General features: G+C 63.2%; 22 protein-coding genes. 18 read left to right on the top strand and 4 right to left on the bottom strand.

The annotated features are described in order from the left end of the window. The first annotated feature begins 30 nt into the window (after positions 1 to 30). The 11 genes from HEQ16_18135 to HEQ16_18085 all read left to right on the top strand — a co-directional run bounded on the left by HEQ16_18135 (position 31) and on the right by HEQ16_18085 (position 13017). Positions 31 to 954 (top strand): GntR family transcriptional regulator, encoded by a 924-nt coding sequence (locus tag HEQ16_18135; GenBank protein ID MCO4055923.1) that lies wholly within the window; start codon positions 31 to 33, stop codon positions 952 to 954. Between the two features lie 68 nt (positions 955 to 1022). Further along, complete coding sequence (locus tag HEQ16_18130; protein ID MCO4055922.1) at positions 1023 to 2357, top strand: aspartate aminotransferase family protein; 1335 nt, start codon at positions 1023 to 1025, stop codon at positions 2355 to 2357. 17 nt (positions 2358 to 2374) lie between these two features. Then, positions 2375 to 2716 carry a DUF861 domain-containing protein gene (locus HEQ16_18125; GenBank protein MCO4055921.1) on the top strand — a complete coding sequence of 114 codons (342 nt, stop codon included), beginning with the start codon at positions 2375 to 2377 and terminating at the stop codon, positions 2714 to 2716. A gap of 127 nt (positions 2717 to 2843) precedes the next feature. Beyond that, positions 2844 to 4535, top strand: a complete 1692-nt coding sequence (locus HEQ16_18120; GenBank protein MCO4055920.1) for a twin-arginine translocation pathway signal protein — start codon at positions 2844 to 2846, stop codon at positions 4533 to 4535. A 101-nt stretch (positions 4536 to 4636) separates the two neighbouring features. Next, positions 4637 to 5605 carry an ABC transporter permease gene (locus HEQ16_18115; GenBank protein ID MCO4055919.1) on the top strand — a complete coding sequence of 323 codons (969 nt, stop codon included), beginning with the start codon at positions 4637 to 4639 and terminating at the stop codon, positions 5603 to 5605. After that, on the top strand, positions 5598 to 6500 hold the full coding sequence (locus HEQ16_18110; GenBank protein MCO4055918.1) for an ABC transporter permease: 903 nt from the start codon (positions 5598 to 5600) through the stop codon (positions 6498 to 6500). The genes HEQ16_18115 and HEQ16_18110 overlap by 8 nt, the downstream gene beginning before the upstream one ends. A gap of 2 nt (positions 6501 to 6502) precedes the next feature. Continuing rightward, positions 6503 to 7513 (top strand): ABC transporter ATP-binding protein, encoded by a 1011-nt coding sequence (locus HEQ16_18105; protein MCO4055917.1) that lies wholly within the window; start codon positions 6503 to 6505, stop codon positions 7511 to 7513. Further along, a complete protein-coding gene (locus HEQ16_18100; GenBank protein ID MCO4055916.1) occupies positions 7498 to 8493 on the top strand; it encodes an ABC transporter ATP-binding protein in 996 nt (331 codons plus the stop codon). Before HEQ16_18105 ends, HEQ16_18100 begins: the two co-directional genes overlap by 16 nt. Positions 8494 to 8514: 21 nt before the next feature. After that, positions 8515 to 10230, top strand: coding sequence for a M28 family peptidase (locus HEQ16_18095; protein ID MCO4055915.1), 1716 nt, complete (start codon positions 8515 to 8517; stop codon positions 10228 to 10230). 34 nt (positions 10231 to 10264) lie between these two features. Then, positions 10265 to 12007, top strand: coding sequence for a M28 family peptidase (locus tag HEQ16_18090; GenBank protein ID MCO4055914.1), 1743 nt, complete (start codon positions 10265 to 10267; stop codon positions 12005 to 12007). A 17-nt stretch (positions 12008 to 12024) separates the two neighbouring features. Then, positions 12025 to 13017 carry an NADPH:quinone reductase gene (locus tag HEQ16_18085; GenBank protein MCO4055913.1) on the top strand — a complete coding sequence of 331 codons (993 nt, stop codon included), beginning with the start codon at positions 12025 to 12027 and terminating at the stop codon, positions 13015 to 13017. Positions 13018 to 13031: 14 nt separating this feature from the next. On the opposite strand, the gene HEQ16_18080 is transcribed toward HEQ16_18085, so the two are convergent. The 4 genes from HEQ16_18080 to HEQ16_18065 all read right to left on the bottom strand — a co-directional run bounded on the left by HEQ16_18080 (position 13032) and on the right by HEQ16_18065 (position 18747). Beyond that, positions 13032 to 14399: a M20 family dipeptidase gene (locus HEQ16_18080; protein ID MCO4055912.1), complete on the bottom strand. Its 1368-nt coding sequence runs from the start codon at positions 14397 to 14399 to the stop codon at positions 13032 to 13034. Beyond that, positions 14396 to 16441 carry a hydantoinase/oxoprolinase family protein gene (locus HEQ16_18075; protein ID MCO4055911.1) on the bottom strand — a complete coding sequence of 682 codons (2046 nt, stop codon included), beginning with the start codon at positions 16439 to 16441 and terminating at the stop codon, positions 14396 to 14398. The genes HEQ16_18080 and HEQ16_18075 overlap by 4 nt, the downstream gene beginning before the upstream one ends. Beyond that, positions 16428 to 18242, bottom strand: a complete 1815-nt coding sequence (locus HEQ16_18070; protein ID MCO4055910.1) for a hydantoinase B/oxoprolinase family protein — start codon at positions 18240 to 18242, stop codon at positions 16428 to 16430. Before HEQ16_18070 ends, HEQ16_18075 begins: the two co-directional genes overlap by 14 nt. Positions 18243 to 18591: 349 nt before the next feature. Next, positions 18592 to 18747 (bottom strand): hypothetical protein, encoded by a 156-nt coding sequence (locus HEQ16_18065; GenBank protein MCO4055909.1) that lies wholly within the window; start codon positions 18745 to 18747, stop codon positions 18592 to 18594. 139 nt (positions 18748 to 18886) lie between these two features. Between HEQ16_18065 and HEQ16_18060 the strand changes: the two genes are divergently transcribed. The 7 genes from HEQ16_18060 (at position 18887) to HEQ16_18030 (ending at position 25257) form a co-directional block, all read left to right on the top strand. Then, complete coding sequence (locus HEQ16_18060) at positions 18887 to 19357, top strand: hypothetical protein (protein ID MCO4055908.1); 471 nt, start codon at positions 18887 to 18889, stop codon at positions 19355 to 19357. 159 nt (positions 19358 to 19516) lie between these two features. Next, a complete protein-coding gene (locus HEQ16_18055) occupies positions 19517 to 20863 on the top strand; it encodes a carbohydrate ABC transporter substrate-binding protein (GenBank protein ID MCO4055907.1) in 1347 nt (448 codons plus the stop codon). A gap of 148 nt (positions 20864 to 21011) precedes the next feature. Continuing rightward, positions 21012 to 21974 (top strand): sugar ABC transporter permease, encoded by a 963-nt coding sequence (locus tag HEQ16_18050; protein ID MCO4055906.1) that lies wholly within the window; start codon positions 21012 to 21014, stop codon positions 21972 to 21974. Further along, complete coding sequence (locus HEQ16_18045) at positions 21971 to 22936, top strand: carbohydrate ABC transporter permease (protein MCO4055905.1); 966 nt, start codon at positions 21971 to 21973, stop codon at positions 22934 to 22936. The genes HEQ16_18050 and HEQ16_18045 overlap by 4 nt, the downstream gene beginning before the upstream one ends. Next, positions 22933 to 23136 (top strand): hypothetical protein, encoded by a 204-nt coding sequence (locus HEQ16_18040; GenBank protein MCO4055904.1) that lies wholly within the window; start codon positions 22933 to 22935, stop codon positions 23134 to 23136. Before HEQ16_18045 ends, HEQ16_18040 begins: the two co-directional genes overlap by 4 nt. 4 nt (positions 23137 to 23140) lie before the next feature. Next, positions 23141 to 24235 carry an ABC transporter ATP-binding protein gene (locus tag HEQ16_18035; GenBank protein ID MCO4055903.1) on the top strand — a complete coding sequence of 365 codons (1095 nt, stop codon included), beginning with the start codon at positions 23141 to 23143 and terminating at the stop codon, positions 24233 to 24235. Beyond that, positions 24235 to 25257 (top strand): ABC transporter ATP-binding protein, encoded by a 1023-nt coding sequence (locus HEQ16_18030; GenBank protein ID MCO4055902.1) that lies wholly within the window; start codon positions 24235 to 24237, stop codon positions 25255 to 25257. The genes HEQ16_18035 and HEQ16_18030 overlap by 1 nt, the downstream gene beginning before the upstream one ends. Position 25258: the final 1 nt, after the last annotated feature.

Raw genomic sequence — 25258 nt, 5'->3', positions numbered from 1 at the left:
TAGAAACAGGCCCGGCAGGGAGCATTGGGCATGGTCACACAAAAAACAGCCACAGGGCGCGCCTTGCCCCGCAAGGCTTTGGCGCCCGAGCCCAGCCGCCTGCAGCGCGAGCTGGCCGAGCGATTGCTGATGCTGTTCCGCAGCACGGGCATGCCGCCCGGTCACAGGCTGACCGAGCTGGCGCTGGCACGGCAGCTTAATGTCTCGCGCACGCCGGTGCGGGGCGCGCTTGCCCATCTCGCCCGCCTGGGCATTGTCGAGAGCGCCGAAGGCAAAGGCTTTGCCCTGTTGCGCATGCCCGAAGACGATGCGGCCTCGCAGCCGGAGTTGGATGATACAGCCGACAACAAGCTCATCATCGCCATTTCACGCGACCGGCTGAGTTGCCAATTGCCCGATCATGTCTCTGAGGCGGACCTGATGCGGCATTATGGCGTCTCGCGCCAGCTCGTGCTGCGCGCGCTGTCCACGCTGCTGGAGGCGGGAATTGTTGCAAGAAAGCCCGGCTATGGCTGGTCCTTCGAGGCGTTGCCGCATGATCTCGACGCGCGCGAGGAGAGCTATCGCTTCCGTATGCTGATCGAGCCTTCCGGCCTGCTGGAGCCGGGGTTCCGCCTTGATCCCGTCTGGGCGGCGCAGATGCGCGTTAGGCATGAGCGCGCGCTGGTCGAGCCCTGGACCGAGACGGCGAGCATTGCCTTCTTTGCGATGAATGCCGGTTTTCACGAGGGGCTGGCGCTCGCCTCCGGCAATCGTTTCATCCATCTGGCCGTGGTGCAGCAGACGCGCCTGCGACGCTTCAGCAACTACGATTGGACCTATGGCGTCGAGCGCGTGGGGGTGAATTGCCGCCAGCATCTCGAGATTCTCGACAGGATCGAGGCCGGCGATATGGATGTCGCGAGCCTGCTCATGCGCCGCCACATCGCACAGTCCAGCCTGCTGCGGCGCTGAGTTCAGGCTTGTCTGCATCCAGAATGTCTTTTATGATCTCAAAATACTAAATTTGGTCTGTGTATCGAATGTTGGAAGAGAGCCGCGCCATGCGCACGCCGAATGATCTTGACCAACTCTGGATGCCTTTCACGGCCAATCGCCGCTTCAAGCAGCAGCCCAAGATGGTCCATAGCGCCTCCGGCATGTATTTCACCGCCGCGAACGGCGACCGGCTGCTAGATGGGCTGGCCGGGCTCTGGTGCGTCAATGCCGGGCATGATTGCCAGCCGATTGTCGAGGCCATCCGCGCACAGGCAGGGACGCTCGATTTCTGCTCGATCTTCAGCATTGGTCATCCGCAGGCCTTCGAGCTGGCGAGCCGGCTTGCGCTGTTGGCGCCGGACGGCATCGACCGTGTCTTCTTCTCGAACTCGGGCTCCGAGGCCGTCGATACGGCTCTGAAAGTGGCGCTCGCCTATCACCGGGCCAAGGGGGACGGCGCTCGCCAGCGGCTGGTGGGGCGCGAGCGCAGCTATCACGGCGTCGGCTTCGGCGGTCTTTCGGTGGCGGGCGTCGGCGCGCATCGCAAGCAGTTCGGCCTGCTGCTGCCCGGCGCGCTGCATCTGCCCATGACCTATGACAAGAGGCGCAATGCCTTCAGCCAAGGCCAGCCCGAGCATGGCGCCGATCTGGCCGACGCGCTTGAGCAGCTGGTGGGCATCCACGACGCCTCGACCATTGCCGCCGTCATTGTCGAGCCGGTTTCCGGCGCGCCCGGCGTTATTCCCCCGCCAAAGGGCTATCTCAAGCGCCTGCGCGAGCTTTGCACCAGGCATGGCATCCTGCTGATCTTTGATGAGGTCATCACCGGTTTTGGGCGGCTGGGCGCCAATTTCGCCTCCCAGTATTTCGACGTGACGCCGGACATCATCTGCTCTGCCAAGGCGCTCACCAATGGCTCGGTGCCGATGGGTGCGACGCTGGTCGGCCGCCACGTGCATGATGCGTTGATGACCGGGCCGGACGGCGCGCCCGAGCTGATGCATGGCTACACCTATTCCGGCCATCCGCTGGCCTGTGCGGCTGCGCTCGCCACGCTCGATGTCTATCGCGATCAGGGCCTGTTCGCGCGCTCAGCCGAGATGGCGCCACTCTGGCAGGACGCCATCCACGCGCTGCGCGGCCTGCCTCATGTGGTCGATATCCGCAATCTTGGCCTGCTGGGCGCCATCGAGATCGCGTCAGCGCCGGGCGAGCCGGGCGGGCGGGCGCAAGCCGTCTTCCAGCATTGCTTTGAAAATGGCGTGCTGGTTCGCGCCAGCGGTGAGAACATCGTGCTGTCGCCGCCGCTGATCATCACAGCCAGCGAGATCGCGATCCTGTTCGAAGCGATCACCAAAGCCATCAAATCCCTGCCCTGATTTATCGGAGAACTGCCGTGCCCAACCTCACCTCCATTCGCGTCCTGCCATCCGAGTGCACGCCACCGGCTGACGACAAGCTGACGTCTGCCACCAAGGCCTATGGCGACCCGACCGGCGCGCTGACCTGCGGCATCTGGCGCTCGAAGGCGAACCGGATCGAGGTCGACTACAAGCGCGACGAGTTCTGCCTGATCCTCGAGGGCGAGGTGCATCTGACGGATGCCGGTGGCCAGACCGAGATCTATCGCGAAGGCGACGGCTTCGTCGTGCCGGCCGGTTTCAAGGGTGTCTGGGACATGCCGGTGGCTGTCGCCAAGTACTATGTTCTGCATGCCCCCAAAGAGACCACGCCATGAGCGCGGCGCAGGCCGGGGCCGGAGCCAAGATTGTATGGGAACCTGTTTACAAATCCGCGCCGTGTGATTGTATGCAAAGTGTGCGCCGGCTTGCGGGAGGCGCTCCAGTCATCACGGAGAGCAACGCATGTCAGGACGTGTTTCACGCCGCCAGTCGATACTCGGTCTCATTGCCGCATCAGCGATGATGACAACATCGCTCTCGTGCCCGGTGCGGGCGCAGGGCGCGGGTGATCCCGTGCGCAAGATCGTCCTCATCACGGACACGCAAGGCGCCGTGCCGCAGGCTTTTCAGGCGGGTCAGCTAATCGCCCAGGCCTGGCGGCAGCTGGGCCTTGATGTCGAGGCCAGACCGATGGCGCGCCAGGCGCAGACCGATCTCGTCTGGTTCAACCGGGACAAGTGGGACACGACGATGTGGCGCATGGTCGGGCGTCCGGAGCGCAGCGATCCCGATGAAATGACGTTCAACCTGTTCCACTCCTCCACCGCGCCGCGTGGATTCAATTTCGTTGGCTACAACAGTCCGGAATACGACAAGGTCGCCGAACAGCAGCGCCAGACCGTCGATCCCGCGGCACGCAAGGCACTGGTTCGCCAGGCGCAGGAAATCGTCAGCCGTGATGCGCCCTATGCGTTCCTCGTGCATCCCAACACCCTGCAGGCGTTCAATCAGAACGTCTTCGATCCCGCCACGATCACGGTGCAGAAGGGTGTCGGCATCCGGAATTTCTGGACCTTCATCGGCGCAACGCCGAAGGGCCAGCAGAAGGCCATGATCATCAACTCGGGCACGGCCTTGCAGGCCATCCACCCGCTTTACATCGCTGGCGCGCCCGATAGCTGGATGAATGAGCTGATCTGGGACCGCCTCGTCCGCATCGGGCCCGACGGGTTGCCCCGACCCTGGGCAGCCGAGAGCTTCAAGTTCACGGATGACAAGACGGTGGACGTCACCATTCGCGGCGACATGAAATTTCATGATGGCAAGCCCGTCACCATCGAGGACGTGATCTTCTCCTACGAAGCGCCGCTTACCACCGACAAGTCACCGATGTTCAAGCCGTTCGTGACCGATATCGAACGGATCGAGAAGACCGGCGAGCGCTCGATGCGCATCTACCTGAAGCGCGTCAACGCCGCATTCGCCACCACGGCGCTGGGCCGTGTGTTCATCGTGCCAAAGCATGTGTGGGAGCCGCATCTGAAAAGCGTCGAAGGCAAGCCCGACACGCTGGAGGCAATCCGCGATGCGGCGAATGTCGGCTCTGGCCCGTTCCGACAGGTGCGTGCGCGGCTGAACGAGGAAGTCGTCATCGAACGCAATGCGGAGCATTGGGCGGCCCCGAAGGTTGACCGCGTGATCCTGCGCGTCATTCCGAACGCCGAAGCGGTCGTCGGCATGGTGCGGTCCGGCGAGATCAATCTGCTTTCGGAATATGGTGGCGATCCGGATGTGCTGGAGAAGCTTGCCAAGGACAACCCCGCCGTCAAGCTGACGCAGGTCACGGATGTCGGCATCGAATTCATGGCCTTCAACAATCGCCGACCTCCCTTCGACGATCCGGTGTTCCGCAATGCGCTTTCTGCCGCCATTGATCGCAACGTGCTGATCCAGGCGGCCTGGAACGGCTATGCGGTTGCCTCCGTGAGCCATGTCTCGCCGGCCATCGACTTCTGGCATGCCGCTGACCTGAAGGCTCCCCCAACCGGGATCAACATCGCGCGGGAGATGCTCCAGAAGGCGGGATATGTCGTGGAAGGTGGCAAGTTGCGCTATCCTGCGGGCAGAAAAGAAACATTGCAGCCGCCAGGTTAGGTGCTGGTGATGGTCCAGTCTCACTGCCCAGCCGAAACGGCTTCCATCGGCCCTGCGGAGAGCGAAGGGTCAGGCGGCAGCGCGTGGCTGGTCGTCTGGCCATGAGCTATGCGCTGCGCCGGCTGGTGCATTCGATCTTCGTGCTGTGGGCTGTCGTCACCATCCTGTTCCTGATGTTTCGCCTCATGCCTGGCAACCCGCTTGCGGCGTACATCAACGAACAGCTCTCCGAGGACGACCAGCGCCTGATAATGGCGCAGTTCGGGCTCGATCGACCTCTCTACGAACAATACGTCATCTACATCTGGAACCTTTGCCAGGGGAATCTGGGCATGTCCTTTTTCCGGCGTGAGCCGGTCTGGGACGTGCTGAAGTCAGCTCTTCCCAACACGCTGATCCTAACGATCACGGGTCTGGTGCTGGCTTATGTCTTCGGCATCCTGGCGGGGGCCTGGCTTGCCACCAAGCGCGGAACGGTTGCCGAGGGCATCATTGTTCCGGCAGCTCTGGCCACGCGCGCGGCCCCCGAATTCTGGATCGGCATGATCCTCCTGACCATTTTCGCCTTCACCCTGGGCTGGTTCCCGGCTGGTGGGGCAAACAGCCCGGGAGCGGCTTATTCGAGCGAATGGAGCCGCATCTTTTCGCGCGATTTCGCCCTGCATCTGGCCTTGCCGGCATTGACACTGGCGCTTTACCTGCAGGGGTTGCCACTGCTGCTGATGCGGTCAACCATGCTGGACATCCTGCATGATGAATTCATCACCATGGCGCGCATCAAGGGACTGTCGCCATGGCGCATTACGCTGCACCATGCGGCGCGGAACGCCTTGCTGCCCGTGGTCACAGCGTTCGCGCTCGGGCTGGGGGCGACACTGGGCGGCAATGTCGTGGTGGAGACAGTGTTTTCCTGGCCGGGCCTCGGCCGTCTCCTCGTGGCAGCCGTTTCGCAGAGCGACTATCCTCTGGCGCAAGGTGCGTTCTTCCTGATCAGCCTGGTGCTGATCACGCTCAACTTCCTCGTGGACCTTCTTTACGGCCTGCTCGATCCGCGGGTGTCCCATGGCTAGCTCGTCTGCTATCGGCACGTCGCCAGCGCCTGGCCGCAGCGCCCTCCGCGACGGTGCAGCGCGCATCCTGCGCGATCCCTTCTCTGTGACGGGCCTTGCGATCTATCTCGTGCTCATCCTGGTGGCGATCTTTGCCGATCAGTTGATGACGCATGATCCATCGCAAATCCTTTTCAGGCCCAACGGGCGGGTGGCGAACAACCAGCCACCGGGCGGTGCCTTCCTATTGGGCACGACCAATCTCGGGCGGGACATCTACTCGCAACTGGTCGCTGGATCGCGCAACGCGCTGATGGTCGGGTTCACAGCTGCGGTCTCCGTTGCAGCCATCGGCACGCTGATCGGCCTGCTGTCGGGCTATTTCGGGGGGCGGATCGACTCGGTCCTGATGCGGTTGGCGGATGTGGCGCTCGCCATCCCGTTCCTGCCATTCGTCATCGTGCTATCGGGCTTCTTCCGCGCCAACACGTGGAATGTCGTCATCGCTGTGGCGCTGCTTCTCTGGCCCAACACCGCGCGGGTCATCCGCGCGCAGGTGCTCACGGTGAAGGAGCGGGCCTATGTCGAGGCAGCTCGCGTCACCGGCGCATCGGACATGCGCATCCTTTTCACGCATGTCGCCCCCAACATCCTCCCGCTGACCTTTCTGTATGGGTCTGTCGCAATTGGCTGGGCCATCCTCACGGAAGCCGCCGTGAGCTTCGTCGGCTTCGGGGATCCCTCGCGCATGTCCTGGGGCTTCATGCTGCAGGATGCGTTCGTGTCGCAGGCGCTGTCGCGCGGCAGCTGGAACTGGTTTCTCCCGCCCGGCATCTGCATCATCCTCGTCGTCATCGCCGGCTTCTTCCTGGCGCGGGGCGCCGAGGAAGTCCTGTTTCCGAAATTGAGGAGCTGAGCGTGGAGCCGGTCCTCGACGTCAGAAACCTCGCGATCGAATACCGGACGTCGCGCGGCGTAGTCCGGGCTGTCGATGGGGTGAGCTTCAGCGTGCCAAAGGGGACGATCGTCGGTTTGGTGGGCGAATCCGGCTGCGGCAAGACGACGGTGGCGCGCTCGATAACCGGCGTGTTGCATCAGAGCGCGCGCATTGCAGGCGGCGAACTCGTGTTCAAGGGCCGCGATCTCGTGGCGGCGCCGCCACGGCACTGGCTGGACATGCGCTGGCGGGAGATTTCTTTTGTTCCGCAAAGCGCCATGAATTCATTGGACCCCGTCTACCGCATTGGCCATCAGATCGAGGAGGTGCTGGTGGAGCGTGGCGGCAAGAGCCGCAACGACGCCCGGGCTCGCGCCGCAGAGCTATTCGACATGGTGGGGCTCAATCCGGGACGTCTCGATGAATATCCGCACCAGTTCTCCGGCGGCATGCGCCAGCGCGTCGCCATCGCGATGGCGCTGGCGCTGAACCCCAGCCTGGTCATCGCCGATGAACCAGTCACGGCGCTCGATGTCATCGTCCAGCGCCAAATCCTCGATGTCATTCGCGATCTGCAGCGCAAGCTCTCGCTGTCGATGATCCTCGTGACGCATGACATCAGCGTGGTCGCCTATGTGAGCGACAAGGTTGTGGTGATGTATGCAGGCCGCATCGTCGAGGATGGCTCCACCGGCGCGGTTCTGGAGCATCCGCGCCACCCCTACATGATGGGGCTCACCAATGCGTTCCCGGATCTGGAGGGCGCGGCAAATGAGCTTGTCCCCATTGACGGCAGTCCGCCCGACCTCGCATCGCCGCCAGCCGGTTGCCGCTTTCAGCCGCGCTGCCCGTTCGCGCTGGAGCGGTGCGCGGTGGATGATCCCGTCACACTGAGGGACGCCGATGGCGCGGCAATCGCCTGCCATCGCGCCAACGAAGCGGAGGCCTTGAGGCCCCGGGCCAGGGAGACCGCCACATGGCTGCCGGCGTGACCGCCACCCCAGCGCTGGTGGAGGCGCGCGGTCTCTCCAAACGCTTCGCGCCGCCTCAGCGTCTCTCCGATCTGTTCGCCAAGGTGCGGGCGGATGTTTATGCGGTCAACCAGGTGGATCTCCTCATCCAGCCCGGCGAGAGCATCGGTTTGCTAGGAGAATCCGGCTGTGGCAAGACCACCACCGGTCGCCTTCTGCTCAAGCTGATAGAGCCTTCCGCTGGCGACATCGTATTCGACGGCGCGCCGATCGCCGGTCTCACGGGTGCAGCCCTCATCACATTCCGTAAGCGTGCGCAGCTGGTGTTCCAGAATCCTTTCGACGCGCTGAACCCGCGCTTCACGATCGAGCGGGTGCTGGCGGAACCGCTGGTGAATACGGGGGCCGAACGCGCCACGCATCGCGATCGGGTGGAGAAGGCGCTGGCCCAGGTGAAGCTGCCTCCCCTTGCCCGCTTCGAAGGTCTTTACCCGCACCAGCTTTCGGGCGGGCAGCTCCAGCGCATCGTCCTGGCGCGGGCGCTGGTGCTTGAACCCGCTTTCATCGTGGCGGATGAACCGGTATCCATGCTGGATGTGTCCGTCCGCGCCGGCGTTCTCAACGTCATGCGCGACGTCAGAGTGTCGCTTGGCCTCGCCGCACTCTACATTTCGCATGATCTCGCCCTGGTGCGTTACGTCTGTTCCCGCACGCTGGTCATGTATCTCGGCCGCATCGTCGAGGAAGGTCCGACGGCGGAACTGCTCAATTCACCGCAACATCCCTACACGCGCGCCCTCATGCAGGCCGTGCCCGTGCCGCGCGTCGATCAGTCAAGGGCGCCCCTGCCGATCATCGGAAATGTTTCCGATGCCAGAGGACAGCCCAAGGGTTGCGCCTTCCGCGAACGTTGCCCTGTCGCCATTGCGCGCTGTGCCGAGGAGGAGCCGGCGTTGCGCCCGGTTGCCCCGGATCGGCGAGCAGCCTGCCATCTCGTCTGAGCACCGAAGAGGATTTGCACCATGAAAACGCACCAGTCGCTCCTCAAGGACATCACTCTGGATGCCCCTTGGGAGCTGGTGGAACTTTTTGCCAGGACGCCGCGCTGGCAGCCCAAGGATGTCAACAAGAGCGCAGACATGATCGTCAAGCGGCTCAAGGAGCATGGTGTCCCCGTCACCGTTCATGAACCGGCGATCTACCTCTCGATCCCGTTCGACGCATCGGTCACAGTCGGTGGCACGGTGATGCGGGCCAAGCCCCCGGCTTATGCGGTGGCAACCGGGGGCGTGACGGCGGAGGTGGCCTATGTGCCGGCGGCCTATTCCAAATCCATTGGCAAGCTGTTCCACCGCAACCAGATCGTCACGGACATGGCGGAGCTCAAGGGCCGCATCGCGGTTTCGGAAGGCTTCGCCTTTCCCCAGAAGATCCGCGAGTTTGAGTTGGCCGGGGCCGTCGGCGTCATCGCGGTCAATCCGGGGGTTGACGTCCACTGGGGCATTTGCACCTCCATCTGGGGAACACCCGATCTGGATGATCTGCCGCGCAAGCCCGGCATTCCCGTCGTTGCGGTCAATAATGCGGATGGCAATGCGCTGATCAAGCTGGCCGGCACGGGCCAGAAGATCACCATGAAGGCCCATCTCGAAGAGGGCTGGTTCAAGCAGAAGGTTCCGGTTGCCGAAATCAGAGGCTCCGTCGAGCCCGAGAAATTCGTGCTGCTGCATGGCCATTATGATTCATGGGACGTGGGTGTGGGCGACAATGCAACCGGCGATGCGACAATGCTGGAGATCGCGCGGGTGCTGGCGAAGCACGCCGGCGCATTGCGGCGCTCGGTTCGTATCGCGTGGTGGCCCGGACATTCCACCGGGCGCTACGCCGGCTCCACCTGGTTTGCCGATCACTTCGCGCTCGATCTCGATGCGAATTGCGTGGCGCAGGTCAACTGCGACAGTCCGGGCTGCCGCTGGGCCACCGAATTCAAGGATGTATCCTGGATGAAGGAGACGGAGGGCTTCGCGCGCTCCGTCATCAAGGCCGTGGCCGGATTGGACAGCCACGGCGAGCGACCGCACCGAGCGGGCGACTACTCGTTCAACAATATCGGCCTGTCCAGCCTGCTGATGCTGTCCTCCACCATGCCGGATGCACTCAGGGCCAATAAAGGCTACTACACCGTGGGCGGATGCGGCGGGAACATTGCCTGGCACACAGAGAACGACACGCTGGACATCGCGGACCGGGACATTCTGCTGCGCGATATCAAGGTCTATTGCGAGGTTGTGGCGGGAATTGCCGATGCTGAACTTCTGCCGTTTGACTGGCGGGCGCAGGTCGAGGAGTTCAGTGAAACCATAGCAGGCTATCAAAAGGCCGCCGGCAAGGCCTTCGATTTCTCCGATGCAGTGTCCGCAACGGAACATCTGGCCGGCACGCTCGACCGATTTCACAAGGCGGCGGCCAGGGGCAAGGTCGCGCCCGGCGTGGCCAATGCCGTCATCCAGAAGCTCGCTCGCATTCTGGTGCCCATCAACTACACGACCGGTCCGCGCTTCCGGCACGATCCAGCGACGCCGGTTCAACCGCTGCCCACCCTTGCCGCTGCGACACAGCTGAAGGGCATGGACAAGGTAAAGTTGGGTTTCGCGAGGACGCAGCTGGTGCGCGGCCAGAACCGCTACATCGCCGCACTCCGCGAGGCGGAGTCGCTCGCCGCAGCAGCATTGCAATGACGCAATTCAGGAAACGCCCGGGGGAGTGCATCACATGCCGCTGACAAAGGTCGAGAAAGCCATCCTGGCCGATATCTCGCTGGATACGCCGTGGGAGCTTGTCGAGACCTTCTCGACCCTGCACCGGTGGATGCCCGACGATGTGAACAAGGGGGCCGACGCTATTGGCCGACGATTGAAGAAACTCGGCATCCCGTTCGAGATGCACAAGCCCACAATCTTCCTGTCGGTGCCGATCAGCGCCTCGGTCAAGCTTGGCCGCAAGACCTTCCGGGCGAAGCCGCCGTCGATGTCCGTCTCCGTCCCCGGCGGGCTTTCGGGCGAGCTGGTCTACATGGATGCCGACGAGGAGAGATTCCGGTCCTACACCCGTGATCCAAAGGAGATCTTCAAGGACGGCGGCGCGGATGGTCCGACGCGGGTCGGCGGCAAGATCGCCATCCTGAACGGCTTCGCGAACCCCGGCACCTGCTCGCTGCTGGAGGAATGGGGGGCAAGGGCCGTCATTGCCGTCAATCCCGGCATCGACATCCATTGGGGAACCTGCACGACGATCTGGGGATCTCCCGATCTTGATGACCTGCCGCGCAAGCCGAAAATACCGGTCGTTGCCGTCAGCGATCCCGACGGACAGGAGTTGATCGCGGCCGCCAGGGCAGGTCAGTCGGCCAAGGTCTTCACGGAGATGCTGGAGGGCTGGTTTCCGCAGAAGGTGCCTGTGGTCACCATTCCCGGCGCCACGGAGCCGGATCGGTTCGTGCTGGTCCATGGGCATTACGATTCCTGGGAGGTCGGCATTGGCGACAACGCCACCGGCGACGCCACGCTTCTGGAACTGGCGCGGGTGCTGAACAAGAACCGCGCGGAGCTGCGCCGGTCCGTGTGCATTGCCTGGTGGCCCGGCCACTCCACGGGCCGCTATGCTGGCTCCACCTGGTTCGCCGACCATTTCGCGGAAGATCTCGACGAGGCCTGCGTCGCGCAGATCAACTGCGACAGTCCCGGTTGCCGCTGGGCCACGAGCTATCATCAGACCACCTGCATGCCGGAGGCCCATGGGCATGTCAGCGAGATCATCTCTGAAATCGCGGGCCAGAAACCGAAGTTCAAACGTCCGAACCAGGCGGGAGACTACTCGTTCAACAATATCGGAATCTCGAGTTACTACATGCTGTCGTCCACCATGCCGGATGATCTGCGGGCGCAGAAGAACTACTACGCCGTCTCCGGCTGCGGCGGAAACATCGCCTGGCACACGGAGAACGACACGCTCGAAATCGCCGACAAATCCGTGCTGATGACGGACATGCGGATCTATCTTCTCTCGGTCCTGCGCCATGCCAATGCAGCGTATCTGCCGGTGGACTGGCGGGCAGCGGCAGCCGAGTTCCTGGCAACCATAGCAAGCTATCAGAAGGCCGCGGGCAAGGCTTTCGACCTGTCCCCGGCGGATCGGGCCACGCAGGCCCTCGCGGTGAAACTGAGCCAGCTCTACGCGCAGATCGGCAAGGAGAGCATCAGCGAGACAAAGGCCAATGAGGCGCTCATGCGCCTTGCCCGGGTGCTGGTGCCGATCAACTTCACGAATCAAGTCCGTTTCCGGCATGATCCGGCTTATGCGGCCCCTCCCTTGCCAATACTGGCCGCTGCCCGCGATCTCGCCGCCGCGGATGCCGTGCAGGCCGGCTTTGTCAAGACACAGCTGCTGCGCGGGCAGAATCGTTATCTCGGCGCGCTCAGGGAGGCCGCGAAGATCATCGACAGGGCGTTGGCCTGATCGCCATGCCTCGGAGGATGCGGGCGGTATGGTACGAGAAATGCGGCGTGGCAGCGGACGTCCTTCGGTTGGGCGATCTGGCCTGCCCGCAGCCTGGGCCCGATCAGGTCCTGGTCCGGGTCCTGGTTTCGGGCGTCAATCCACATGATGTGAAGAAACGCTCGGGCTGGACAGGCGGAAGCTTGCCCGCGGAGCGGGTCATTCCTCATTCGGACGGCGCTGGTGTCGTCGCCGCCGTCGGTTCCGGCGTGTCCGGGGCCCGCATCGGCGAGCGGGTGTGGGTCATGCATGCCTCGGACGCTTACGCTGGCGCGGGGGCTGCGGCGGAGTATGCGATTGTCCATGAAGACCATGCCGTGCCATTGCCTCATGGCGTCGGATTTGATGTCGGTGCCTGCCTTGGCGTACCGTTCATGACAGCCCATGACGCGGTGCTGCGCGACGGTCCTGTGGCCGGTCAGACAGTGCTTGTGCAGGGCGGGGCCGGCGCCGTGGCGGCCTACGCCATCCAGATTGCGGTGCTCGGCGGTGCGGATGTCATCGCCTCGGCAAGCTCCCCCGAGAAGGCCGGGATCGCAATGCGCCTGGGCGCGAGGGCTACGGTCGATTACCGCGCGGCAGATGCAAGCGCGCACATCATGCAGCTTACCTCTGGACGGGGCGTCAACCGCATCATTGAGGTGGATTTCGGAGCCAACCTTGCCCTGGATCAGGCCGTCATCCAGCCACATGGAATCATAGCGAGCTATTCATCCAGCCGTGTCCGTGAGCCATTGTTTCCATACTACGCCTTCGCATCCAGGGCGGTGACAATCCATATTGTCCAGGGGATGCTGCTGACGCACGGACGGGCCCGTGCAGGCATCAGGCACGTCACGGAGCTTCTGTCCGGTGGGTTGCTGACCCATATGATCGCGCGGATCTTTCCCATGGAACACACGGCAGATGCCCATGCCCTGCAGGAAAGCGGAACCGCCATCGGCAAGGTGTTGGTCGCATCGGCGGATTGAAGCCTTCCGTCGCCTTAAGCCTGCATCCGGCCCAACTCACTTAACAGCGCGGCCCCGGTCCTGATCCCCTTGTGGAAGCAATCCAGGCTCAGGTTCTCATTGGGCGCGTGGTTGGCTTCATCGGCATTGGCGTAGGGCGTGCCGAAGGCAGGCAACCCCAGGATTTTCGTGAAGACATAATCCGGCAGGCTGCCGCCCAGGGCCGGGAACAGGAGCGGCTCGACGCCGTTGCCCAGACGGCAAGCTGCGACAACCGCTGGGGCGAAAGGCGATTCCACCGAGGTTTTTGATGGCAGCATGCCGCCTTGCGGCACGAACTCGACCTCCGGGGCGTGCTTCGCCACATGCGCCGCCACACAGGCGAACACGTCGTCCGGCGTCATGGCCTCCACCAGGCGGATGTCGCATTTGGCGATGGCGTGGGCGGGCAGCACGGTCTTGCTGCCCGGCCCGCCATAGCCCCCGTGCAGGCCGTTGATGGTGAGCGTCGGGTGGAACATCAGCCGGTCGTAGAAGGGCCGTTCGACGGGTGCGTCAAGGCGAGCGAGCCCGAGGTCGCCCATGATCCCGGGAAGGTCCAGCGGCAGGGTCGCGGCAGCCTCCCGCTCGGCGTTGGTTGGCGGAATGATCCTGTCATGCAGGCCGTCGATGGTGATCTCGCCGGCGGCGTTCTTCATGGTGGCCAGCAGATGCACCAGCGTCCAGATCGCGTTGGGCGCCACGCCGCCGTAGTTGCCCGAATGCATATCTCGGGTCGCCGTGCGGGCGCGCAGTTCGAAGGAGGCAACCCCCCGCACGCCAAATGTCACGATCGGCAGGCCGGAAGTGTGCAGCGGGCCATCGGCAGTCACCACGAGGTCCGCCTTCAGCCTGGCGCGGTGCTCGCGCACGAAATCGGCGATGTGGGGGCTGCCGATCTCCTCCTCTCCCTCCAGCAGAACGATCACGTTGCACGGCAATGAGCCGGTCACGGCGAGATGGGCCTCGATCGCCATGAGTTGCGCAAAGTGCTGGCCCTTGTTGTCGCCAATGCCGCGCGCCCATATGCGGCCGTCGCGGATCGTTGGTTCAAAGGGTGGGCTCAGCCATAACTCAAGCGGTTCGGGCGGCTGCACGTCATAGTGGCCGTAGAGAATGACGGTCGGTGCGCCCGGCTTGCCATGCCATCGTCCGAGGATCATCGGGTGACGCTCGGTCGGAATTGATTCCGCTTCCAGCCCAAGCTTCTGCAGCATCTCGAGCAGCAGCGCGCCCACCTCGGCGATGCCGATATCCTGCGCGCTGATCGAAGGATGGCGGACATAGTCCATGACGCGCCTGACATAGCCATCGCGATGCGCGTCGATATGGGCGAGAACCTTTGTCAACATGCTGTCCATCATTGGCTATCTGTCATGATCATCGCTCCGCTGGACACGACCTCGACCTGCCAGCCCGTCTGAACGAGCGTTGTGGCGTCGAGTTGCGTCACGATGGCCGGCCCCTTGAAGCTGTCACCGCTACCAAGGTGAGCTCTTGAATAAACCGGGACGTCGGAGAATTGTCCGGCAAGATACATGGCTTGGGAAGCAGTGGATGTCGCGCCCAGGCCGGAGCGCGGGGTTTCGCGTGGCGGCTGCGCCACCTTCCCCACTGCCTCGACACGGAGCGTCACGCATTCGACCGGCGCGTCGAGCGTGAAGCCGTAAAGCGCCCGGTGCTGAGCCACGAACGCCTGTTCCAGCGCGGCCGCGCTTCCTGCCCAGGATGTTGCCACCTCCCCACCCTGCCCCCGATACCGCATCAGGGCGACGCGCGTGGTCGCGCGCCGCTCAGGGCTGACGCGTTCGGTCGTGAGCCAGGCTGCCGCTTGCGCTTCCAGCTCCGCAAAGACGGCTTCCGCCGCTGCCATGTCGACCGCACCGGCGCGCGGCAGCGTGCGGCTGAACTCAGCCTTGATGTCCGCAGCCAGCAGCCCATCGGCGCACAGCACGCCGGGCGCGACCGGGATCATCACGCGCTTGACGCCCAGCAGGCGCGCCAGCGCGCAGCCGTGTAAAGGACCCGCGCCGCCAAAGGGCACAAGCGCGAAATCGGCCGGGTTGTGGCCCCGCTCCACGGAGACGATGCGCAAGGCACCCCTCATATTGTTGTCAACGATGGCAAGAATGCCCTCGGCTGCGGCTTCCAAACTCAGGCCCAGCGGCTCTGCGATCGTGTCCCGGATCACCCGCCGCGCGGCCTCTGCGTCCAGTCCCATGCCGCCATCGAGCAGGCTCGATGGCAAATGGCCGAGGACCACATGCGCGTCCGTGACCGTGGCGCTGGTCCCGCCGCGACCGTAGGCAGCGGGTCCGGGCATGGCGCCCGCACTTTCCGGGCCGACGACCAACGCACCGTTGCGCAGCCGCGCAATGGAGCCGCCGCCCGCGCCGATCGTCACCATGTCGACCATGGGCAGCGGCAGCGGCCACTCCCCCACCTGTCCATGCTGCGTCAGACCGATGCGAGCGTTCTTGATGAGGCAGATGTCGGCGCTGGTGCCCCCGATATCAACGGTGATGATGTTGGCGATGTCTGCGGCCGCCGCGGCCTCCCGCGCCCCCACCACCCCGGCGGCCGGGCCCGAGAGAGCCGTGGTGATGGCTGCGGAACGAATGCGCGATGCGCCGGCCACGCCGCCGTTGGACTGCATCAAGAGTAGCGGCGCATCCACGCCCAGATCATCGAGCCGCGCTTCCAGACGCGCGAGATAGCTGGCGACACCCGGCGTGACGACGGCGTTCAGGGCGGTTGCCAGCGTACGCTCGTATTCGCGCGCCACAGGCAGGACATCGGTTGATGTCGTGATCGTGAGGCCGGGCAACTCATCCGCCAGAATGCTGGCGACGCGCTGTTCGTGAACCGGGTTGGCATAGGAATGCAGGAGGCAGATCGCGACAGCCGTCACCCCCATGCGCCGGCATGCCGCCGCCGCTTCGCGCACGCTCGCCTCGTCGAGGGGTTCAAGCACGGCACCACCTGCCGCGATACGCTCGCGCACCTCCAGCACACGCATGGCGGGGATAGGCCGGGCAGGCTTCACCCAGGCATAGAGGTTGGCGCGGCGCGGAATGTCCTGCCGCCCGATAGCCAGCACGTGACGGAATCCCGACGTGGTGATCAGGGCCGCCTTCGCGCCCTTGTTCTCAAGGATCATGTTCGTGGCGACGGTCGTGCCATGCAACACTCGGTCGAGCGCGCTCGCGTCAAGGCCCGCCTGGCCCAGCGCCAGGCCAACGCCCCGAACGAAGGCCTCGGACGGATCCGACGGAACGCTTGGGGTCTTCGCCCGCCAGACCTGACCGGTCGCGCGGTCCTGTAGTGCCACATCCGTGAACGTGCCGCCGATGTCCACGGCGACCGCAAGGCCTGATGCGGCGGCCCCCGGCTCAGGTGAGGGCATCGACATACTCCATCCGGTGGAAGCCCTTCACGGCGGGCCGGTTCAGCCGCAAGGCCGTAGTGGCGGCTTCGTCCACCGCGTCATCTGCAATGGCCACGCCATAAAGACGCCGGGCTGCGTCGGCGCTGACATAGCCGCCCAGCACATCGTCAAGCACTTCCTGCGGCGGGCGGTCAAAGGGGTGGCCGTGCCCCCCTCCCCCGCCGGTTTCGATCCGCAGGATGTCACCACGCGTGAGCGTGTGCCCGTCGGACAGCGGCGGAAGCACGCGCTCATTTGGCATGCCGGGATTGACCACGACCTTGCCCGAACCGCCCGACATGCCGCCCGCGATGCCCCAGGGCGGGTTCTTGACGCTGTCGATGCGGATGCCCAACAGCGCCTCTTCCGCCAGGATTTCGTATTCCCGCAGGATGCCGCAGCCGCCGCGATGTCGGCCCGCCCCGCCGGAGTCCGGCACGATGCCGTAAGCACGCAATCGCACCGGATAGCCCAGCTCAAGAAATTCGACCGGGTAGTTCTCCTGCGCCACAAAGTAGACCGCATCGATCCCGTCGGCGGTCGGGCGCGCGCCGTAGCCAACGCCGATGCCGTCTGCGAGGAGGAAAGACTGTATGGCGCCCTCCCCGTCCCGGTAAGTTCCGCGCATGATCGTGATGACATAGGCCGAATGTGCTGCGGGCGCTCCGCCGCCGGCCACGTTCACGAGGCCATTGAGGCCAGCCAGAACCCGCATCATGGTCAGCCCGCGCATGCCGAGCGCTGCGGGCCATTTCGGCCAGAGAAGCGATCCCTCCCGCAGGCGCACCTCGTCCAGCGCCTGTGGCCCTCCAGCATTGCAGACCTGCGCGGGGTCGCCACCGAGATAGTAGAGCCCCAGCGCCATCCCCGGCACGCCGGGGTTCATGAGGAAATTGATCGGCCCGAAGGATTGATCATCGGTTTCTGTCGCATCGAAGATGAATCGATCCGTGCCATCGGCCGCCTTCTCTCGTGTGAGGGCGAAGCGCAGCTTGAACGGTCCGGAGCCATGACCATCAGAATCGATGGCGTCCGTGAAGCGATGCGTGCCGTAGGCGAAGGTCTCGGTCAGTCGCCGCCGCACCAGCTGACGCGTGCGCTCGAGCAGTTGAACCAGCGCGGCCTGAAATGCGGATGCGCCAAAGCGCCCGACGATTTCGTCGATCCGGCGCGTGCCAAGCTCCACACTGGCCATCAGCGCCTTCATGTCGCCGATGCTCTGCTGGGGGTAGCGTGAATTGCGATGGAAGATGGCGAGCGCCGCTTCATTCGTTGCGCCCGCATCAATGAGCTTCGTGGGCGGAACGATGATGCCTTCGTGCATGATGTCGGTCGCATCGGGACTGATGGAGCCTGGCCGCAGGCCGCCGATATCCGCAAAATGCGCCCATGCCATCACGAACGCGACGCGGCGGCCCGCTCTGAACACCGGTGCTATCAGCGCCTGGTCATTGGAATGGGAGATGGCGCCCCGCGAGCCGTAGCAGTCATTATACCAGTAGACGTCGCCTGGCTTCATCGTGTCCGCCGGGAACCGTGCGAGAACAGGACCTGTCATGTCCCCGAAGATCGGTATCATCGAGCCAACGGCCATGACCCCGTCGCGATCAAACAGGGCCGTGTAGAAGTCCTTTTTTTCCCGGATGAAGGCGGAGATAGCCGTGCGCTCGATCAGCGCCTCCATCTCGCTTTGGGCGGTTCCGATGGCGCCGCGGATGATCTCCAGCAACACGGGATCGACAATGGGCGGGCGGTCGTTGATCCCGATATGGTGCTGCATTGCCGATCTTTCGCCGCACGATCCGCAAGCCGCATCGCCGCATGCAGAGTGTGCACAATCCTTGACGAACGATGGAGGAGTCCGAAGGCATTGTCGAGAGCGGGCGGCGTCGCTTCGCTGGTGGGGGGGCGGAACCGGCGTGCCGGAGATGACATCTGGCCGCCCGGTGCGAATGGCCCAGTGTTAGAAATCAGACCGCGCGGGAGTGGCAGAGCGGGAAGGTCGCAGTCTACCCGTACAAGAAGCAGACGCTCGATGCGTCCTTGCTCGCACTGCCGGCGAGCCGCCGCTTGCCGGCCTAAATGAACTCCTTCGACCAGCCGTCGTACTGCGAAGCGGCCATCCCTTTTCATCGGTAAAGCCCGGAGATGATCTCCTCGCCCCGCAGGCCCTCCAGCACGATCCGGATCTTGTCCTTGGCCGAACAGTGCCGACATGTTGCCCGCCGGATATCCTTGACCGCTTCTTGCGCCGAGCTGGCGGGCACTATCTCCTTGTGTCTCATCGTCGCTCCTTGGCGATACGATGGACCCGAAAGCCTCCCTTCCCCAGATCACCCGATCCGTCCCGGTCACGCTGACGGGGAACAAGGAGAAACGAAAGCACAGCCCCACAGCGCAATTGATGATTCCGGGCGGCAAGCGATGGCGCTTTTCGTTCAAGAAGGTGATCATCACGGGTTCCGTGGACCATCATCCTTCAATTGCAGTGCACGTGACAAAGCCCGTGCCGCGCGTGCGATGAACGCGCGCGGCCTGTTCTGCCAGCAGCCGGCCATGGCCTTGGTGCATGGATGGCCAATCGTGGATACAGCGGCCCCTTTGCAGCTGTTCAGAGTTCCCGCGCCTGAGCGGCTGACGCTGGCCTCGTTGCGCCAAGGCCGGCGATTTTCGTCCGCTTCGCGCCCTTTTTTCCTGGCGTGCCGGTTTGGGCGTGCAATCGTGTTTGCGGACATTCGATTGTCCATGACGACCAAGCGAGCAAAGGCCAGCATGAGCCGGTTTGACCCGCATCAGGCAACCCGATCACTGCGCTTCCGCTCCAGACGGAGCGCTGCGACGCACAATATTTTTGTTGCGACGCAGCAGGCAATTAGGCTTGTCATGTTTAGTTGATTACATTTTACTAAACAGATTGACTAAACAATCGGCCGCATTTCAAGCGGCGTGTGGATCAAGGGTGAAACGCAGAATTGTGCCGGACGCACGAGGCGTCGCGGGCAATGAAGGCCGGAGCGCGGATACAAAACCGTGCACCACATGGAGGAGAGCAGAATGAAAAGATTGAAAGCAGCAAGTCTGGCGACAGGTCTGGCCGTGGCGGCCGTTATGTCCGCCCCCGTCATCGGCGCAAGTCAGGCGCAGGCTCAAGGCAAGACCATCACACTTTGCTGGGCGGCGTGGGACCCTGCGAATGCGCTGGTCGAGTTGTCAAAGGACTTCACCGCCAAATCCGGCGTCAACATGAAGTTCGAATTCGTGCCCTGGCCGAATTTTGCTGACCGCATGCTCAACGAATTGAATTCGAAGGGCCGCCTGTGCGACCTGATCATCGGCGACTCGCAGTGGATCGGCGGCGCAGCCGAGAACAAGCACTACGTGAAGCTGAATGACTTCTTCACCAAAGAAGGCATCAAGATGGATGACTTCATGCCGGCGACTGTGACCGGCTATTCGGAATGGCCGAAGAATTCGCCGAATTACTGGGCGTTGCCGGCAATGGGTGATGCGCTCGGCTGGACATACCGCAAGGACTGGTTCTCACGGCCAGCCCTGCAAGCTGAATTCAAGGCCAAGCATAACCGTGATCTCGCCCCGCCGAAATCGCAGACCGAACTCAAGCAGATTGCCGAGTTCTTCCAGGGCCGGGATATTGACGGCAAGAAGGTATATGGCGCTGCGATCTTCACCGAGCGCGGTTCCGAAGGCATCACAATGGGTGTGGCCAACGCACTGTACCCGTTCGGCTTCGAATACCAGGATCCGAAGAAGCCCTATGCCATGGAAGGCTTCGTCAACTCGCCTGGCGCGGTTGCCGGCCTTGAGTTCTACAAGTCGCTCTACAAGTGCTGCACGCCGCCCGGCTACACCAATGCCTACATGCAGGAAGGCCTTGACGCGTTCAAATCGGGCCAGGTGGCCATGCAGATGAACTGGTTCGCCTTCTTCCCCGGCCTATTCAAGGACCCGGCTGTCGGCGGCGACAAGATTGGCTTCTTCGTCAACCCCGGCGAAGGCGGCAAGAAGGGTTCGCAGTTGGGCGGGCAGGGCATCTCCGTCGTAGCCTATTCGCCAAACCAGGCCGAGGCGTTGGCCTACATCAAGTGGTTCGCTGCACCTGATGTCCAGAAGAAGTGGTGGTCGCTTGGCGGCTATTCGGCGCACAAGTCCGTGCTGAACGATCCAGACTTCAAGAACACCGCCCCCTTCGCTGCCGACTTCCTGGTTGCCATGGGAGAGGTCAAGGATTTCTGGGCTGACCCATCCTATGCAGCGCTGCTGCTAGCGATGCAAAAGCGTGTGCATGACTATGTCGTGGCTGATCAGGGCACCGCCAAGCAGGCGCTTGACCTGATGATCCAGGACTGGACAAAAGTCTTCAAGGAAGACGGCAAGCTCTGAGCGCCTTGCTGTCGACCACGGTACGAACTTCATCCTGAGGCTGGCGAAGGATGATCCAGCCAGGCTGCGACCCCGAACCTCTTCCTTCGAGTTTGAACTGGAAGAGGTTCGGGAGGACGCGCCCGGAACAGGCAACAAAGTCAGACCCATGAACGCCCCACCCAACCCCGCTACCTTGATGGACAAGGCTGCGCACGCCACGCCCCCCGCCTTTGCTGGCAAGGTTCGCGGCTTGTCCGACAAGGCCATCGCCTGGCTGTTCATCTCGCCGACGATCGCTCTTCTGCTGGCAATCAACATTTTTCCGCTGATCTGGACGATCCAGCTCTCATTCACCAATTATCGAGCGAACCGGCCGAACGCTCCGCTGCGTGACGTGGGCCTGGCTCACTACAACGACATTCTGACCAATCCCGACATCTGGGCTGCCATGCAGGTCACGGCCCGTTTCGTCATTGCCACCATCGTGATCCAGACGGTGCTGGGTTTTCTTCTGGCCTGGCTGATTGATCGCAGGTTTCGCGGCTCGGGCTTCTGGACCACAGTGATCCTGTTGCCGATGATGCTGTCGCCTGCCGTGGTTGGCAATTTCTGGACGTTTCTCTACCAGCCGCAAATCGGCCTGTTCAACTACATGGTGTCATTCGTCTCCGGCATTCCCCCGTCGTCATTCCAGATGCTGGGCAGCGTGCAGCTGTCTCCCTGGGCCATCGTGCTGGTCGATAGCTGGATGTGGACGCCGTACGTGATGTTGATCTGCCTCGCCGGCCTGCGCTCGATCCCCGATTACATTTATGAAGCAGCCGAGGTCGACCGGGCGTCCAAATGGCGGCAGTTCTGGACGATCACGCTGCCCATGGCGATGCCGTTCATCATGCTGGCCGTGCTTTTTCGCGGTATCGAGAACTTCAAGATGTTCGACATGGTCAACCTCCTTACCGGGGGGGGGCCTGGCTCGACCACGGAGGTCGCCTCGATCACGCTGAAGCGTGAGGCCTTCGAGAAATGGCGCACCGGCTATTCCTCAGCCTTCGCCATCATCCTGTTCGTGACGGTGTTCGGTCTGGCCAACATCTATGTGCGGGCCCTCAACCGGGTGAAAGCAAGATGAGCGGCAACAGCACGGCCTATTCCATCGTCGAGCCGTCGCGCGCGACCAAGCGCATCGCTGGCGTCATTGTCGTTTTCTATGCGGTCCTGACGATCATCCCGCTGGTCTGGATCGTGCTGACCTCGGTCAAGAGCCCGCAGGATTCCATCTCCTACCCGCCCAAGGTCCTGCCATGGGTGCATTTCGAGCCAACCATCGAAGGCTTCTGCAACCTGTTCACCACGCGCTCGCGGCAGACGCCAGAATACATGGCCACGCTGCCGGCGCCACAAGGTGTCTGCGAAAGCCAGGCACGGGCAAAGAACATGGTGGTGGTGTCAGAGTCCAAGTACATCCCGCGGTTCGCCAATTCGGTCATCATCGCCTTCGGGTCGACGGCGCTCGCGGTGTTTCTGGGCACGCTCGCCGCCTACGGCTTCTCGCGCTTTCGGGTGCCGCTCAAGGACGACCTGCTGTTCTTCATTTTATCGACGCGGATGATGCCGCCGATCGCTGTCGCGATCCCGATCTACCTGATGTACCGCGAGCTTGGTTTGCAGGACACCCGGATCGGGATGATCCTTCTGTACACTTCAGTGAACGTTTCGCTCGCCGTCTGGCTGCTCAAGGGCTTCATTGATGAAATCCCGCGCGAGTACGAAGAAGCGGCGATGATCGATGGCTACACGCGGCTTCAGGCCTTCAGAAAAGTCGTGCTCCCGCAAGCGGCTACCGGCATTGCCGCAACGGCGATCTTCTGCATGATCTTCGCCTGGAACGAGTATGCCTTTGCCGTTCTGCTGACCTCTGGCGATGCGCAGACTGCGCCGCCTTTCATCCCGATCATCATCGGTGAGGGCGGGCAGGACTGGCCAGCGGTTGCGGCTGGAACCACGCTGTTCCTGATCCCGATCCTCGTGTTCACAGTGCTGCTGCGCAAGCACCTGCTGCGCGGGATCACATTCGGGGCAGTGCGCAAATGATCCCCTACAAACCCCAGGTGGTTCCGCCGAGGAAGCGCATCTCGCCGCGCGCCGTCGCGGAAAACCTTGCCACGGCGCTGATCGCATGCGGCGTCATCATGCTGATGCAGCCCCTGTCGCTCACGCTCTACAGCTGGTCTTTCGCGGTGACGCTGGCGGGCACATTGCTGTTCATCATCGGCTCCAAGTTTCCGGAATAGGCTGATGGCAACCATCGACGTGACCCATCTGCACAAGTCGTTCGGTGAATTCGCCGCGGTGAAGAGCTCGACCTTCACCGTCAATGATGGCGAGTTCTTCTGCCTGCTCGGCCCCTCTGGCTGCGGGAAGACCACGACGCTGCGCATGATCGCAGGTCTTGAGCTGCCGACCTCGGGGGAGATCAGGCTTGCAGGCGAGGATGTGACCTTCAAGCCCGCTTCACAGCGGGACATCGCCTTCGTTTTCCAGCTGTTCGCGCTCTATCCCCACATGAACGTGCGGCAGAACATCAGCTATCCGCTGAAGAATATCGGCATGGATCGCGCGGAGATCGACAAGCGTATCGCCGAGGCGGCCCGCACCTTGCGCATCGACCATCTGCTCGACCGGCCCGTGAACGGCCTTTCCTCGGGAGACAGGCAGCGTGTGGCGCTAGGCCGTGCCATCGTGCGCGAGCCGGCCGCCTTCATGATGGACGAGCCGCTGGGCGCGCTTGATGCCGAGTTTCGTCACATCATGTGCGGCGAGTTGCGCGCGCTGCATGACCGGCTGAAAGCCACCACGGTCTATGTCACCCATGACCAGCTCGAAGCCATGTCGATGGGGGACAAGATCGCCGTGATGAATCAGGGCGTGATCGAGCAGTTCGGCTCGCCGCAGGAGATCTATGACCGGCCCGCCACCATGTTCGTGGCGGACTTCATCGGATCGCCGCCGATGAACTTCCTGAGCTTCGGCGGCGACCTGGCCAGCGGCGTCAGCGAGATCACCATCGGTTTGGGGCGTCAGCGGGTGCCCGAACTCAGGACCAGCATGCCGGCGGCCGATTATGTGCTTGGTGTCAGGCCAGAACATGTCCGGATCAGCGAGGACGGACCGGTCCGCGGAGAGGTTTTCGGCTCGGAGTATCTGGGCACCACCCAGGTGGTGACCATCAACACCGCCGAGGGACAGGTGAGGGCGCGCCTGCCATCGGACGTGCCCATCAAGGCCGGCGACAGGCTTGGGCTCAGCTTCCGGCCCGAGAAGCTCTCGATTTTCGCCCGCGACACGGGCCGCGCCATCTCCACGGCGCTGCATGATGGAGGGCCGCTCTGATGGCCGATGTCGTGCTGAACGGCGTCTCGAAGCGCTTCAAGCATACTGTCGCGGTTGATGACCTGAGCCTCACCATCGCCAACGGTGAGTTCGTGGTGCTGCTGGGTCCGACCGGTGTCGGCAAGACGACGACCCTCCGGCTCATTGCCGGACTGGAGCGGGCTGATGCAGGGCAGGTGCTGATTGCCGGACAGGATGTCACCGGCGCCGAACCGGCCCAGCGTGATACGACATTCGTGTTCCAGCAGTATTCGCTCTACCCGCACCTGACTGTCTACGACAACCTGGCCTTCCCGCTGCGTTCGCCCTTGCGAAAGCTGCCTGAGGACGAGATTAAGCGCCGCGTCACCGACATTGCCAGGATTCTACGCATTGAAGACAAGCTGGCCAACTCTGCCACGCGCCTGTCCGGCGGCCAGATGCAGCGCGTCGCCATTGGTCGGGCCCTGGTGCGCCGTCCCAACATCTACCTGATGGATGAGCCGCTTTCGTCGCTTGATGCCAAGCTCCGTTCGGAACTGCGGCTTGAACTCAAGCGCATCCAGCAAGACATGGGCGCCACCATACTTTACGTGACGCATGACCAGATCGAGGCGATGACCATGGCATCGCGCATCGGGGTTATGGAGGGCGGCAGGCTTGTGCAGATCGGCACGCCACGCGAGATTTACGAGAACCCGGCCAGCACCTATGTGGCCACACGGCTCGGCCAGCCAGCGATCAACCTTTTGCCCCGCGCACTTCTTGGGGACATGGTCATGCCGCGGCACACCGCAATCATCGGCGCCCGCACCGAGCATGTCCGTCTGAGCAAGGCCGATGCGACGCGGCGCGGCGTTTCTGGCTCGATCAAGTGGGTCGAGCATCTGGGAGACCAGAATCATCTTCATGTCACGCTTGGCGAGGCCGACATCGTCACCCTCGCTGACCCCGACAGCGGCCTGGACGTCGGCGATCAGGTCAGTATCGAACTGGCCAGACCGCTGTTCTTTGGCGCTGACGGACAACGAATTGCAGGGTGAA

Source organism: Bosea sp. (in: a-proteobacteria) (assembly GCA_023910605.1).
Lineage (GTDB): Bacteria > Pseudomonadota > Alphaproteobacteria > Rhizobiales > Beijerinckiaceae > Allobosea.
This window is presented reverse-complemented; position numbering and strand designations above follow the sequence as displayed.

What these genes read in the sequence shown, in the direction of transcription:
- HEQ16_18135 (MCO4055923.1), top strand. Translation starts at nt 31, where the DNA reads ATGGTCACACAAAAAACAGCCACAGGGCGCGCCTTGCCCCGCAAGGCT.
- HEQ16_18130 (MCO4055922.1), top strand. Translation starts at nt 1,023, where the DNA reads ATGTTGGAAGAGAGCCGCGCCATGCGCACGCCGAATGATCTTGACCAA.
- HEQ16_18120 (MCO4055920.1), top strand. Translation starts at nt 2,844, where the DNA reads ATGTCAGGACGTGTTTCACGCCGCCAGTCGATACTCGGTCTCATTGCC.
- HEQ16_18115 (MCO4055919.1), top strand. Translation starts at nt 4,637, where the DNA reads ATGAGCTATGCGCTGCGCCGGCTGGTGCATTCGATCTTCGTGCTGTGG.
- HEQ16_18110 (MCO4055918.1), top strand. Translation starts at nt 5,598, where the DNA reads ATGGCTAGCTCGTCTGCTATCGGCACGTCGCCAGCGCCTGGCCGCAGC.
- HEQ16_18100 (MCO4055916.1), top strand. Translation starts at nt 7,498, where the DNA reads ATGGCTGCCGGCGTGACCGCCACCCCAGCGCTGGTGGAGGCGCGCGGT.
- HEQ16_18095 (MCO4055915.1), top strand. Translation starts at nt 8,515, where the DNA reads ATGAAAACGCACCAGTCGCTCCTCAAGGACATCACTCTGGATGCCCCT.
- HEQ16_18090 (MCO4055914.1), top strand. Translation starts at nt 10,265, where the DNA reads ATGCCGCTGACAAAGGTCGAGAAAGCCATCCTGGCCGATATCTCGCTG.
- HEQ16_18085 (MCO4055913.1), top strand. Translation starts at nt 12,025, where the DNA reads ATGCGGGCGGTATGGTACGAGAAATGCGGCGTGGCAGCGGACGTCCTT.
- HEQ16_18080 (MCO4055912.1), bottom strand. Translation starts at nt 14,399, where the DNA reads ATGATGGACAGCATGTTGACAAAGGTTCTCGCCCATATCGACGCGCAT.
- HEQ16_18075 (MCO4055911.1), bottom strand. Translation starts at nt 16,441, where the DNA reads ATGCCCTCACCTGAGCCGGGGGCCGCCGCATCAGGCCTTGCGGTCGCC.
- HEQ16_18070 (MCO4055910.1), bottom strand. Translation starts at nt 18,242, where the DNA reads ATGCAGCACCATATCGGGATCAACGACCGCCCGCCCATTGTCGATCCC.
- HEQ16_18065 (MCO4055909.1), bottom strand. Translation starts at nt 18,747, where the DNA reads ATGAGACACAAGGAGATAGTGCCCGCCAGCTCGGCGCAAGAAGCGGTC.
- HEQ16_18060 (MCO4055908.1), top strand. Translation starts at nt 18,887, where the DNA reads ATGGCGCTTTTCGTTCAAGAAGGTGATCATCACGGGTTCCGTGGACCA.
- HEQ16_18055 (MCO4055907.1), top strand. Translation starts at nt 19,517, where the DNA reads ATGAAAAGATTGAAAGCAGCAAGTCTGGCGACAGGTCTGGCCGTGGCG.
- HEQ16_18050 (MCO4055906.1), top strand. Translation starts at nt 21,012, where the DNA reads ATGAACGCCCCACCCAACCCCGCTACCTTGATGGACAAGGCTGCGCAC.
- HEQ16_18045 (MCO4055905.1), top strand. Translation starts at nt 21,971, where the DNA reads ATGAGCGGCAACAGCACGGCCTATTCCATCGTCGAGCCGTCGCGCGCG.
- HEQ16_18040 (MCO4055904.1), top strand. Translation starts at nt 22,933, where the DNA reads ATGATCCCCTACAAACCCCAGGTGGTTCCGCCGAGGAAGCGCATCTCG.
- HEQ16_18035 (MCO4055903.1), top strand. Translation starts at nt 23,141, where the DNA reads ATGGCAACCATCGACGTGACCCATCTGCACAAGTCGTTCGGTGAATTC.
- HEQ16_18030 (MCO4055902.1), top strand. Translation starts at nt 24,235, where the DNA reads ATGGCCGATGTCGTGCTGAACGGCGTCTCGAAGCGCTTCAAGCATACT.